The organism is Edaphobacter bradus (assembly GCF_025685645.1).
Classification (GTDB): domain Bacteria; phylum Acidobacteriota; class Terriglobia; order Terriglobales; family Acidobacteriaceae; genus Edaphobacter; species Edaphobacter bradus.
Map to the genome: position 1 here is coordinate 763,848 of NZ_JAGSYF010000001.1, position 12,374 is coordinate 776,221.

Here is a 12,374-nt window from a genome sequence, read left to right on the forward strand (position 1 = left end):
CGATCGAGAGAGTTAGCTGTAAATGAGTCAATCTTTTAAGAATCCGCTGAGAGCCACTGAGCCCGCGCAGCCGCGCTTTGGGCGCTTGGATCTCGGTCTGGACCGTGTGATCGACGGTTTGGAGCGGGCGAAATCGTGGCTGTTCGATCAGCAACATCCAGACGGGTACTGGTGCGGCGAGCTCGAGGCCGACGTGATGCTCGAGGCCGATTACATCTTCATGCACACGCTCCTGGGAACCGGTGAGCCGGGCAGGATGCAGCGCGCCATGAATGAGATTCTCCGTCATCAGAATGAGGACGGAGGGTGGAGCCTGTATCCGGGTGGGCCATCGAATGTCAACTACGGCGTGAAGGCGTACCTGGCGCTGAAGCTGATGGGCTGGTCGAAGAACCATCCGCTGATGGTGAAGGCGCGCGAGTGTGTGCTTGCTCAGGGTGGCGTGGTGGAGTGCAATACCTTCACGAAGATCTATCTCTGCGCAATGGGCCAGTACGACTACGACGCGGTGCCTGCGATTCCGCCGGAGATCGTTCTGTTTCCGAACTGGTTTTACTTCAACATCTACGAGATATCTTCGTGGTCGCGCGGGATTCTGGTGCCGCTGTCGATCATCTATGCCAAGAAGCCGTTTAAAAAGCTGGCTCCGGAGCAGGGGATCGAGGAGCTGTTTGTCGGGGGGCGCAAGAACTCGAATCTGCATCTGCGGTGGGACAGGAAGAGCCTGATCAGCTGGCGGAACTTCTTCCTCTTCTTCGATCGGATGACGCACTTGTTCGAGCGGGTACATATTCGTCCGCTGCGCAAGATTGCTATTCGGAAGGCGAAGGAATGGATGCTGGAGCGGTTTGAGAAGTCCGATGGCCTGGGTGCGATCTACCCGGCGATGCTGAACTCGATCGTCGCGCTGCGGTGCCTTGACTACTCGCTTGACGACCCGCAGATGATCCGGGCGATGGATGAGTTTGAGAAGCTGGGAATCGACTGCCCGGAGGGTACCGAGGACTACCCTGTGCCGACGTTCCGGATGCAGCCGTGCTTTCCGCCGGTGTGGGACACGGCACAGGCGATGTATGCGCTGGGCGAAGCTGGCGTGAGCCGGGACGATCCGCGGATGCTGAAGGCCGCGGACTGGATCCTGTCGAAGGAGGTCCGGCAGAGGGGTGACTGGGCCGAGAAGGTCAAGAATGTTGAGCCTGGAGGATGGTACTTCGAGTTCAACAATGAGTTTTACCCGGATGTTGATGATACCGGGCAGGTTCTGATGGCGCTGAACGCTGTGGAAAATCCGCGCGAGCGCTACCAATACGAGGTCTGCCAGCGCGCTATCAACTGGATATGGGCGATGCAGTGCAAGAACGGCGGCTGGGCGAGCTTCGATAAAGACAATACGAAGATGATCTTCCAGTACATCCCGTTTGCCGACCACAACGCGATGCTTGATCCGCCGACGGTGGACATCACAGGCCGGATGCTGGAGATGCTGGCGCTGTATGGGGTTACGCGGAGCGATCCGCGAGTCGAAAAGGCGATCCAGTTCATCCTGAAGGAGCAGGAGCCGGACGGCAGCTGGTTCGGGCGCTGGGGTGTGAACTACCTCTACGGCACATTCCTGGTGCTGCGTGGGCTGGAGGCGATGGGCTTCTGGAACCACGAGCCGGCAGTGCAGCAGGCAGCGGAGTGGATTCGCATGGTGCAGAACGCCGATGGCGGCTGGGGTGAGACGTGCGGGACGTACGACGATCCCAACCAGCGTGGCATCGGGCCGAGCACACCTTCGCAGACAGCATGGGCAGTACTTGGGCTGCTGGCGGCTGGCGATACGCGGTCGGATTCGGTGGCAAAGGGAGTTCGCTGGCTAATCGAGCGGCAGCATGAGGATGGGAGCTGGGATGAACTGGTTCCGGGACGCAACGGTGAGAGTTATTACACCGGAACGGGGTTCCCGCGCGTCTTTTATCTTGGGTATCACCTGTACAAGCAGTACTTCCCGCTGCTAGCGCTGACGACGTACCGGCGCGCTATGGAGCGGGGCGAGGAAGAAGCAGCGTAGCCACGGATTTGAAGAGTTCGGATTTTGAAGAGTTTTTAGAGGAGACAACGGATGGCAGTTCCAGTCTCGCAAGCCTGGACGGTTGCATCGTATGTTTTGAAGCAGAAGCTCAAGGGTCGCAAGAGGTATCCCCTGGTGCTGATGCTGGAGCCTTTGTTCCGCTGCAATCTCGCGTGTGCGGGCTGCGGTAAGATCCAGTATCCGGCGCATATCCTGAAGGCGGAGTTGACGCCCGAGGAGTGCTTCAAGGCGGTGGAAGAGTGCGGGACGCCGATGGTCGCGATCCCGGGCGGCGAACCGTTGTTGCACCCGAAGATGCCGGAGATCGTCGCAGGGCTCGTAGCGCGCAAGAAGTATGTGTACATGTGCACGAATGCGCTTCTGCTGAAGGAGAAGCTGCACCTGTTCAAGCCATCGAAGTACCTGTCGTTTTCGGTGCACGTGGATGGGCAGAAGGAGCACCACGACTTCGCGGTGTGCCGCGAGGGCGGTCACGATATCGCGATGGAGGGCGTTCGCGCTGCAGTCGCCGCGGGCTTCCGCGTAACGACGAATACGACGCTGTTCGATGGCGCTGATCCGAACAGCGTGCGCCGTCACTTCGACGAGCTGATGTCCGCGGGCGTGGAGAGCATGATGGTCTCGCCGGGCTACACGTATGACAAGGCACCGGACCAGAAGCACTTTCTCGGCCGGGCGCGATCGAAGAAGCTCTTTCGCGCGATACTTTCGAACCGGAAGAAGAGCTGGCAGTTCAATGCTTCGCCCATGTTTATGGAGTTTCTGATGGGCAAGAAGGACCTGAAGTGCACGCCGTGGGGAATGCCGACGTTTTCGATCTTCGGCTGGCAGAAGCCCTGCTACCTGCTGCAGGACGGCTACGCGGATACGTTCCGGGAGCTGATGGAGACGGTGGAGTGGTCGAACTATGGGACGGAGAGCGGCAATCCGCGCTGCGCGAACTGCATGGTGCACTCGGGCTATGAGGCTTCGGGCGTGAACTACACGTTCGGCTCGCTGAAGGGAATGCTGGAGACGGCCAGGGCGATGTTCTTCGGAAGCTATAAGGACAATGGCGCGATGAAGCTGCTGAACGAGTGGAAGCCCGCGCAACATGGACCGCTGGTACAGATCGCCGCAGCGCAGCAGAGCAACGAGCTTCAGGGAGTGTCAGGAGACTAAGTATGGCGACCGAGGCGCAGGAAGCAGCAAAGATCGAGCAACTGGCCCACGCCAATCCCGACGAGATCGAAGTCGCAGCGGGTCGCGAGAAGGAGCAGCTTGAGGGCTGGATTCCTTCGCTGGCAAGCGAGGCTGAGACTCGTGAGGCTCTGGAGAAGGCCTTCGACTATCGCGGAGATATCACGATCACGCGGAAGGATGGCACGAAGGTTGAGGGGTATCTCTTCGACCGGCGGTCGGGCGCGACGCTGGAGAGCTCTTATGCCCGGGTCATTCCGACCAACTCGCCAGAGAAGGTGAATGTGGCATACTCCGACATCGCCGCGCTGGCCTTCAGCGGCCGCGACACGGCTGCGGGCAAGACCTTTGAAGCATGGGTGAAGAAGTACTGGGAGAAGAAGGCTGCCGGCGAGAAGAACATTCAGATTGAGCCGGAGAAGCTGGACTGATCTGGGAAGAGTTTTTTAGCAATCGGTTCAGCATCATAAGCTTCGCCCGATAGACCAGGGATAGACGCACGTGCGCGTATTTATTACGGGAGCGACAGGCTTCGTGGGGGCCCATGTGGCGCGGAGGTACGCGTCCGAGGGCGCCAGCCTGCGGCTGCTGACCCGGAAAACGAGCAAGCTGGATGGCCTGGCGGGGTTGAACGCCGACGTGGTCACGGGCGATCTGCGCGAGCCTGAGGGGCTGCGAACCGCGTTGACCGGCTGCGATACACTGGTGCATGTCGCCGCAGATTACCGGCTCTGGGTGCGTGATCCCGAGGAGATGTATGCCGCCAACGTCGAGGGTACGCGCGAACTGTTGCGTCTGGCGCGGGAGACGGGCGTGCAGCGCGTCGTCTATACGTCGAGTGTGGCGACGATGGGGTTCAAGACCGACGGCACGATTGTGAATGAAGATACGCCGGTGTCGATCGACGACATGATCGGGCACTACAAGCGGTCGAAGTTTCTCGGCGAGCAGGAGGCCATCAAGGCGGCGCGTGATGGCCAGCATGTGATGATCCTGAATCCGACGACGCCGATTGGGCCGGGCGACTGGAAGCCTACACCGACGGGCCGCATTATCGTGGATTTTTTGAACCGGAAGTTTCCTGCCTATGTGGATACGGGGCTGAATCTGGTCGATGTGGATGAGGTAGCGCGAATGCATGTGGTCGCGCTGGATCGTGGCAGGCCGGGGGAACGGTACATTCTGGGCGGGGAAAACCTTACTCTGAAGCAGATCCTTGACCGCATGTCGGCGATTACGGGGCTGCCATCGCCGACGCGGAAGGTTCCGCATGCGGTGGCGATGGGGTTTGCGTTCTTTGACGAAAACATCACCGGCAGACTGCTTGGCAAAGAACCACGCGCGACCGTGGAGGCCGTGCGGATGGGAAAGAAGATGATGTTTGCGTCGTCTGCGAAGGCCGAGCAGGAGCTTGGATTCAAGGTATTGCCCATCTATAACGCGCTGCGCTCGGCGATTGAGTGGTTTGTGGCGAATGGGTATGCTCCGGCATTTGATGGGAAAGCGGCTCAGGCATGAGAGTAGGGATCATCGCGGCTCTGCCGGGGGAGCTTAAGCCACTGGTGAAAGGCTGGAAGCGGGTGAAGGCTTCTACGCCAAAGGCCAGAAAGTGGGTGTTGCGGCGCGGCGAGGATAACGCAGATGAGTGGATTGCCGTGTGCGCCGGGATGGGCGCTGAGGCTGCGCGGAGGGCATTTGCAGAGGCAGAGTGCGATGGTGCGCTCGAGGTGGTGCTCTCGGTGGGTTGGGCTGGGGCGCTGAGCGAGACGATTCAGCCTGAGGCTGTCGTCGTTCCTTCGGTGGTGATTGATGCGCAGACGGGGGAGAGCTTTGTGATTTCCACAACAGTTGATGGAGCCTTGCGCCTGGTAACGACGGCGCGCGTCGCCGATGCGAAGGAGAAGGCGCGCCTTTGGGAGAGCTATGGCGCGGTTGCCGTCGATATGGAGGCGGCCACGGTAGCGCGGCTAGCGGAGATGCGGAAGATCCCGCTGGTTTGTATCAAAGCGATCTCGGATGGCAGGGATGCGCGGCTGCCTGATTTGAACCGCTTTGTCGATCGAGATGGACGGATGCGGATGCTGCCGTTTCTTGTTTATGTTGCGGTGCGGCCGGGATTCTGGGGTCCGCTGATGCGACTGGGAAGCCATAGCGCGGCTGGGGCAAAGGCCATGCGCGATACGATTAATGCATTCATGGAAGGGAAAGATGCTGAAAGAGCAGACAGAACCGGTGGAGTTGACTGAGACTTTAGTGGTTCCGGCGACGATGCGGGCGGCGGTGTATCGCGGCGTGAATGATGTTCGCGTTGAGACGATTCCAGTGCCTGAGATCGGGGCGGGCGAGGTGCTGGTGAAGATCCATACGTGTGGGATCTGTGGGACGGACCTCAAAAAAATTCATACGGGATCGCACTCGGCTCCGCGGGTCTTCGGGCACGAGATGGCTGGCACGGTCGTGAAGGTCGGCGAGGGTGTGAGCGACTTTGTGGTGGGTGATCGCGTGATGGCGTATCACCATATTCCTTGCGGGGAGTGCTTCTATTGCCGCAAGCGGACGTTCGCGCAGTGTGAGACGTACAAGAAAGTAGGCTGCACGGCGGGATTTGCGCCTTCGGGCGGCGGCTTTGCAGAGTACATCCGCGTGATGGATTGGATCGTGCAGAAAGGACTGGTGAAGATTCCTGACGGCGTTCCGTTCGAGCAGGCGGCGTTTATTGAACCGGTAAACACTTGCTACAAGGCGATTGAGTTGCTCGGACTGCAGAACGATGAGACGGTGCTGGTGATCGGGCAGGGGCCAATTGGGATTCTGCTGGCTGCGCTGGCGCAGAGGACGGGCGCGACGGTTTTGACGAGCGACTTGTATGCCGAACGTCATGCGATTGCGGCGAAGTTTGGCTTGGACAGGCCGCTCGATGCGAGGGGCGATGTTGTGGCCGCGGCGAAGGCGGCTACGGGGGGCAGGGGGGCCGATGTTGCTCTACTTGCGGTTGGCGGAGATGCGCTGATCAGGGTTGCGATGGATGCGATTCGGCCGGGCGGACGCGTGATGCTGTTTGCCGCGACGCAGCATGGTGAGGCTCCGTTTGATCCGGCGGCGGTGTGTATGGATGAGAAGACGCTGATGGGGTCGTACAGCTCGTCGGTGGCGATCAATGATGAGGTTGCGCGACTGGTGCTCGAAGGGTATGGCAATGGCTTCGACCTGACGCCGCTCATCTCGCATAGGTTCCCGCTGGAGGATGCAGTTGCAGCGATTGACATGGCGTCGCATCCGCAGGCGGACTCGATGAAGATTGTGATCCAGCCTTGAGGGCGACCGCGGATCTGCGCGGATAGGCGTTGAAATCTGGGGCTCCACAGTCAAACCGCAGATCCTTCGAGTGTGCCTCTCGCGATGAAGCTGCGAGAGGCTCCGCTCAGCATGACACCTTCAGGTAAGAGTCAACTTCTTCCACAGTATTTATATCTCGATACGACCTAGTCGCGGGGACGTTTCCTGATTTCTACGTTGAGCCGCTTGATCTTCTGGTTCAGGGTGGAGAGTGGGATGCGGAAGTACTCGGCGGCCTCGGTCTGGTTCCAGTGGCAGCGCTCGAGGCGATCGGCGATGATGCGGCGCTCGATGTCTTCCATGAGGTCAAAGAGTGATGCGTCGGGCTGCCGATCAAGCAGGGCGGCGGTGTAGGTGTTTCCGGTGAGCTGCGCGGGAAGCAGCTCGGGCGTGATGGTCTTCGAGGTGGAGAGGACTACACCGCGTTCCATGGCGTTTTCGAGCTCGCGAACGTTGCCGGGCCACTCGTAGTCCAGCAGGATGCGCAGGGCATCGGGGGAGAGGATGCGCTCTTCCATGGCGTTTTCAGTGGCATAGAGCTTGAGGAAGTGGGATGCCAGTAGAGGAATGTCTTCGCGGCGCGAGCGCAGCGGAGGCAACTCGAGGTTGATGACGTTGAGCCGGTAGAACAGGTCTTCACGGAAGCGGCCGGCGCGAACGGCGTCCTGGAGATTGACGTTGGTGGCAGCGATGATGCGGACGTCAACCTGAATCTCGTGGACTCCGCCGACGTGCATGAAGCGGCGGTCCTGCAGGACGCGGAGTATCTTTGCCTGCATGTCCATGGTCATGGTGCCAATCTCGTCGAGGAAGAGCGTGCCTCCGTTGGCGACTTCGAAGAGGCCCTTCTTGGAGGCGATGGCTGAGGTGAATGCGCCTTTAACGTGGCCGAAGAGCGTGGATTCGAGAAGCTCGGATGGCACGGCTCCGGTGTTGACCGGGACGAAGGGATGGTCACGGCGTGGCGAGTTGGCGTGGATGGCCTTGGCGAAGAGTTCTTTGCCGGTGCCGCTCTCGCCCTGCAGCAGCACCGTGGATCGGCTGGGGGCAACCTGGGCGATGAGATCGAAGAGGCGAAGCATCGGCTCGCTCTTGCCGACGATGTTCGAGAAGTTATAGCGCTGCTTGAGCGTGCGCTTGAGCTGTACGTTCTCCTCTTCGGCTTTGTGCCGCGCGATGGCAGTGCGGATGTCGGCGAGGAGCTTCTCGTTGTCCCAGGGCTTCTGCACAAAGTTTTCCGCGCCGGCGCGGATGGCGTCGACGACGTTGCCCATAGTGCCGAAGGCGGTGATCATGATGACCGGAAGTTCGGGGTGCATCTCGACGATGCGCGGCAGCAGGTCCAGGCCACTCTCGCCGGGCAGGGCGAGGTCGAGCAGCAGAAGATCGTAGTGGTTGCGCGCGAGGAAGTCCATTCCTGAGGCGCCATCGACTGCCAGGTCGACGGAGAAGCCTTCGAGGGTCAGCATGGTCTCGAGCGACTCGCGGATCGCAGCCTCGTCGTCGATGATGAGGATCCGTGCGCTGTTGGTTGGTACGGGTTCGGCGCCCTGAACTGGAAGGGTCGCGGCGACAATCTCGGTGGTTTCAGACATGAAGCGTCTTTCTCTCCGTCTCCTGTTGACCGCTGGCATGGGCCGCCGGAGTCAATGGTCTCGCCTCTGAGGCGGGGAATTCGAGTTGGAATGCCGTTCCTACTCCGACTTCACTCTCGACATGAATCTTGCCGGCGTGCTCCTGAATGATTCCATAGCTGACGGCAAGACCAAGGCCGGTGCCTTTGTGTCCGCCTTCGGCGGGTTTGGTCTTGGTGGTGAAAAATGGGTCGTAGATGCGGTGCAGATGCTCGCGCTCGATACCGGAGCCGGAGTCCTGGATTCGAACGAGCACGCGGCCTGCTCCCGCGAAGGTTGCGATGCGTAAGGTGGCGGCCGGCGAGCCATGCATTGCGTCGCGGGCGTTGAGGATGAGGTTGAGGATGACCTGCTGGAGCTTGCCGCGGTTGCCGTGGATGCGGGGCAACTGCGGGTCGAGGTTGGTCTCGACGTGAATCTGAGCGGTCTTCATCGGATGTTCGAGCAGCACGAGCGTGTCGCGCAGCAGATCGTTGAGGTCGACGCTGGTGAATTCGCTGCCGCTGGTGCGCGAGAAGCTGAGTAGGCCGTTAACGATCTCGGAGGCTCGGAAGGTCTGCTGGGTGATCTTTTCGAGCACCGGGGCCAGACGGGCGTCATCACGCATGTGCTTGGTGAGCATCTGCGCGTAGCTGGAGATGACGGCCAGCGGGGTGTTGACCTCGTGCGCGACTCCGGCGGCGAGAAGGCCGATGGAAGAGAGCTTCTCGGACTGCGTGAGCTGCGCCTCCAGCTGAATGCGGTCGGTGATGTCGTCGACGAGGATGATGCGGCCGATGGTGACGAAGTTGCGCGTGACGAGAGGCGCGATGGCGATGTTGGCGATGCGCGTCTCGCCGGAGGGCAGCTCAAGACGGAACTTGTAGAGCGTGTGCGTGCCCTGCTCTTCGCGCACGCTGTTGAAGCGGGAGACGAAGTCCGATGGGAAGAGTGCCGAGATGGGCTGGCGGAGGGCCTCAGCGCGGGAGCGGGCGAACATAACCTCCATCTGGGTGTTCCAGCTTTCGATGCGGTCGTCCAGATCGACCGCGAAGATGCCGATATTGATGGATTCGACGATGTTCTCGTTGAAATCCTTGAGTCGCTCGAAGTCGGTGATCTTCTGTTCGAGCTTCTGGTAGAGCTGCGCGTTCTGGATGGCGATGCCGATGTAGCTGGCGAGCGATTCGAGGAGGCGCATATCTTCGCTGGAGAGGAAGTCGCCTTCTCCGGTGCGGCCGAGTCCGATGACGGCGACGGTGCGGGTGCCGGAATCCTCGCGGTTGGCTGCGCGGCAGGGCAGGTAGTAATTGAGGTCGAGGCGGGAGGCACTGTGGCGCTGGGTTTCGGAGAGGCGAAGCACCTGCTGCGGGTTCTCAAGGAAGATGTGGTTGTTCGCGCCGGGGCGGTCGAAGTCGAGGAAACGGACATCTAGGGCTGCGAGGTCCGCGGCTCCGATGTTGGTGAGGCCGTGAGAGGCGGCCAACTCAAAGTGGCGCTCGCCGGTGCGAGGATCTCCTTCTGTGGCGAGGAAGACGGCGACGCGGGTGACGAGGAGCGTCTGGGGGAGCCGCTCGACGATGGAGTCGAGGAGAGCGCGGAGGTCGGTCTGCGAGTTAAGGCCACGGCCGAACTCAACCAGCGTCTCGCGGTAGTCGACGCGCTTCTGATCGAAGATGCGATCAACCCATGCATGGATGGCGCGCTTCAACGGGTCGAAGACGAGGCCCGTAATCATGATTGCGGCCAACAGGCCCCATGTGCCCAGGAAGGGCGCTCGGGTGTGGACGATCTCGGCTGTTAGCGCGACGAGGCCGAAGTAGACGCCGACGATGGCAGCGGTGGCCAGCGTGTAGGTGACGCCGCGCTTGAAGATGAGGTCGACGTCCATCAGGCGGTAACGCACGATGGCCCAGCTGAACGTCAGCGGAAGGAAGACGAGCGAGAGGCCAGCCAGTTTGGTGAGCAGGCTCGGAACCGTCCAGTCAGACAGATAGGGAATAACGTAGAGCAGCGTAAAGGGTGTGACGGCCAGCAGGGTTCCGCGCGTGAGCCACTTGAGCTGCTGCCGCTCGAGGGCGGATTCGGCGCGACGGTAGCGGTAGCGGAAGACCACGGCGGCGATGACGTAGTAGAGCGCAAGGTAGCCGACCGAGATCTGGTCGAGGCGGTGACGAAGTATCTCAGTCGCTGACCAGAAGTGCTGGGCCCAGAGCTGCAGGCCGATGAGCAGAATGCCTGGAACATAGAGGGCGACGCTTAGCAGACGCCGCCTGAGACGGCCGGCTCCTGTCTCCTTGAGGTCGCCGACGAAGCTGACGGCAAAGTGCAAGAACAGCGCAGGCTGAATGGCAACCGCGGCGATGTTGCCCCAGTAGATGATGGTGTCGAACAGGTCGAGCTCGGTCGTGTACTTGAAGGAGTACATGACAAACGAGACGAGGCAGAAGACGTAGAAGTGCGTCGACTTCGGGGCTGTCCATCGCCGGAAGAGGACGTAGATGCCAATGCAGAGGTAGACGAGGGCGATGAACCGCAGGCCCTGGTTGATTGAGCGGTCCGTGGGCTCGAGGATGACCTGGATGTCGAGCCGGGGAGCGTCCTTGAGGTCGCTCGCGTGGGGCATGGGGCGAAGGATGGAGTAGGTTGCGTTGGCCCAGATGCCGCGGTGGAAGATTTCACGAACGAAGGGCGCGAGGCGCTCGGTGGGATGGTCGTCGACTGCTACCAGAACGTCGCCAGAGCGAACGCCGGCACGCTCACCCGGGGAACCGGGAGGGACGCGCTCCGCCTTGAGGCCTCCTGTGGATTCGACCCACCAGATTCCGTCGGTCGGGACGTCGAAACCGCCTTCGCTCTTGAAATTGATTGCCGCCAGGACGCAGGCCGCCAAGGTCGCGATCGCTAGTGCGATAGCCAGAATGCGCGTTTGGGCAGCGTCTTTCATTCGATAACCGTCAGGGGCCTGTTATCAATTTGTTAAGCACATACATTGCCAAACAGATGATCAACATGAATGCGTAGTTTGCGCAACCTGTTGCGGTTACACTCTACAGAAAATCATAACCTATTCTTTAATCTAGAGATCTTCTATAGCTGGTTCTTTGCAATTTTGACGGTTCACGGACAAGAACTTGACGGGCTTCGGGAAGATTTTCGTCGAAATTGTGACCAGTAAATATTAATCCTGCTGTAACATTATCCGGTTGACGAGTCGGATCGGCGGACCGGGAGACCGTCCTTCGGCAAGAGAGTTCCAGGCTGCGAGGCGCTGACGTGAAGCAGAAGGTTGGCAGGGTGGAAGAGGGTTTTGTGACAGTGGGTGGGGCCCGGATCCACTACCAGCGTTCCGGCGCAGGATATCCGCTGGTGCTGCTTCATGGACTAGTTGGTTCGGCGCGCAACTGGCACCGGAACATCCACTTTCTCGCGCAGCATGCGAATGTCTTCGCGCTGGACCTCTGCAACATGGGGGAGTCTGATCGGGTCCCGGGAATTGATCCGAGCCTTGAGGCGACAGCGGACCGTATCGTGGCCGCGATGGATGCTCTCGGAGTGAGCGAGGGCGACGTTGCGGGACACTCACATGGCGGAGCCGTTGCGATGATGCTTGCGGCGAGGCATCCGGACCGTGTGCGACGCCTCATCCTGTTTGCCCCGGCGAACCCATACTGCAACCTGGGTCGTGGCCTAGTCGCTTTCTACCAAACGAAGTTCGGGATGTGGTTGGCGAAGCAGATTCCGTTTCTGCCTCGGAGGCTGAAGGCTGTGGCGCTGAGCCGGATGTACGGCGATCCGTCGCGGGTGACGGACGACGCGCTGGACGGCTACATCGCAGGGCTGGGCGTGCCGGGCACGATCGACCATATACTTCGAATCGTCCGTGGATGGTCGGCGGATATGCGAGAGCTGCGCGGAGAACTGGCTAAGCTTGCGGAGAAGCCGACGCTGCTGGTGTGGGGAGATCGAGACCGTGCGGTGGGTCTGGCTTCAGCACGGCTGCTGCAACGCTCGTTGAAGCGTTCGAGTCTTGTTGTCGTACCAGGAGCCGGGCATATTCCGTTCGAGGAGATGCCGGAGGCGTGCAATTACGCGATGCGCGATTGGCTCTCGACCCCTGTAGCGGGGAAGCGATCCGGCGTCTAGCCGGCCGGCGATTTGTTGTCCCAAAT

Annotated in this window: 9 protein-coding genes; 7 read left to right on the plus strand and 2 right to left on the minus strand. The window is 60.5% G+C overall.

What is annotated here, in order from left to right:
• Nucleotides 1-22: 22 nt before the first annotated feature.
• The 6 genes from shc (at nucleotide 23) to OHL16_RS03225 (ending at nucleotide 6,568) form a co-directional block, all read left to right on the plus strand.
• Nucleotides 23-2,053 (plus strand): squalene--hopene cyclase, encoded by a 2,031-nt coding sequence (gene shc, locus OHL16_RS03200; RefSeq protein ID WP_263365617.1) that lies wholly within the window; start codon nucleotides 23-25, stop codon nucleotides 2,051-2,053.
• Between the two features lie 51 nt (nucleotides 2,054-2,104).
• Nucleotides 2,105-3,235: an adenosyl-hopene transferase HpnH gene (hpnH, locus tag OHL16_RS03205; RefSeq protein WP_263365618.1), complete on the plus strand. Its 1,131-nt coding sequence runs from the start codon at nucleotides 2,105-2,107 to the stop codon at nucleotides 3,233-3,235.
• A 2-nt stretch (nucleotides 3,236-3,237) separates the two neighbouring features.
• Complete coding sequence (locus OHL16_RS03210) at nucleotides 3,238-3,684, plus strand: hypothetical protein (protein ID WP_263365619.1); 447 nt, start codon at nucleotides 3,238-3,240, stop codon at nucleotides 3,682-3,684.
• Between the two features lie 70 nt (nucleotides 3,685-3,754).
• On the plus strand, nucleotides 3,755-4,771 hold the full coding sequence (hpnA, locus tag OHL16_RS03215; RefSeq protein ID WP_263365620.1) for a hopanoid-associated sugar epimerase: 1,017 nt from the start codon (nucleotides 3,755-3,757) through the stop codon (nucleotides 4,769-4,771).
• The gene (locus OHL16_RS03220) at nucleotides 4,768-5,499 is read left to right on the plus strand and encodes a phosphorylase family protein (protein ID WP_263365621.1); all 732 of its coding nucleotides are present in this window, start codon (nucleotides 4,768-4,770) and stop codon (nucleotides 5,497-5,499) included. The genes hpnA and OHL16_RS03220 overlap by 4 nt, the downstream gene beginning before the upstream one ends.
• Nucleotides 5,462-6,568: a zinc-dependent dehydrogenase gene (locus tag OHL16_RS03225; protein WP_263365622.1), complete on the plus strand. Its 1,107-nt coding sequence runs from the start codon at nucleotides 5,462-5,464 to the stop codon at nucleotides 6,566-6,568. Before OHL16_RS03220 ends, OHL16_RS03225 begins: the two co-directional genes overlap by 38 nt.
• 167 nt (nucleotides 6,569-6,735) lie before the next feature.
• Here the strand turns inward: OHL16_RS03225 and OHL16_RS03230 are convergent, their stop codons facing one another.
• Complete coding sequence (locus tag OHL16_RS03230; protein WP_263365623.1) at nucleotides 6,736-8,184, minus strand: sigma-54-dependent transcriptional regulator; 1,449 nt, start codon at nucleotides 8,182-8,184, stop codon at nucleotides 6,736-6,738.
• The gene (locus OHL16_RS03235) at nucleotides 8,177-11,149 is read right to left on the minus strand and encodes an ATP-binding protein (protein WP_263365624.1); all 2,973 of its coding nucleotides are present in this window, start codon (nucleotides 11,147-11,149) and stop codon (nucleotides 8,177-8,179) included. The genes OHL16_RS03230 and OHL16_RS03235 overlap by 8 nt, the downstream gene beginning before the upstream one ends.
• Nucleotides 11,150-11,478: 329 nt before the next feature.
• Here OHL16_RS03235 and OHL16_RS03240 point away from each other — a divergent pair, with 329 nt between their 5' ends.
• Complete coding sequence (locus OHL16_RS03240; RefSeq protein WP_263365625.1) at nucleotides 11,479-12,348, plus strand: alpha/beta fold hydrolase; 870 nt, start codon at nucleotides 11,479-11,481, stop codon at nucleotides 12,346-12,348.
• Nucleotides 12,349-12,374 lie beyond the last annotated feature (26 nt).

Excerpts from the sequence above, each read along its gene's own strand:
- shc (WP_263365617.1), top strand. The coding sequence starts at position 23 with ATGAGTCAATCTTTTAAGAATCCGCTGAGAGCCACTGAGCCCGCGCAG.
- hpnH (WP_263365618.1), top strand. The coding sequence starts at position 2,105 with ATGGCAGTTCCAGTCTCGCAAGCCTGGACGGTTGCATCGTATGTTTTG.
- OHL16_RS03210 (WP_263365619.1), top strand. The coding sequence starts at position 3,238 with ATGGCGACCGAGGCGCAGGAAGCAGCAAAGATCGAGCAACTGGCCCAC.
- OHL16_RS03220 (WP_263365621.1), top strand. The coding sequence starts at position 4,768 with ATGAGAGTAGGGATCATCGCGGCTCTGCCGGGGGAGCTTAAGCCACTG.
- OHL16_RS03225 (WP_263365622.1), top strand. The coding sequence starts at position 5,462 with ATGCTGAAAGAGCAGACAGAACCGGTGGAGTTGACTGAGACTTTAGTG.
- OHL16_RS03230 (WP_263365623.1), bottom strand. The coding sequence starts at position 8,184 with ATGTCTGAAACCACCGAGATTGTCGCCGCGACCCTTCCAGTTCAGGGC.
- OHL16_RS03235 (WP_263365624.1), bottom strand. The coding sequence starts at position 11,149 with ATGAAAGACGCTGCCCAAACGCGCATTCTGGCTATCGCACTAGCGATC.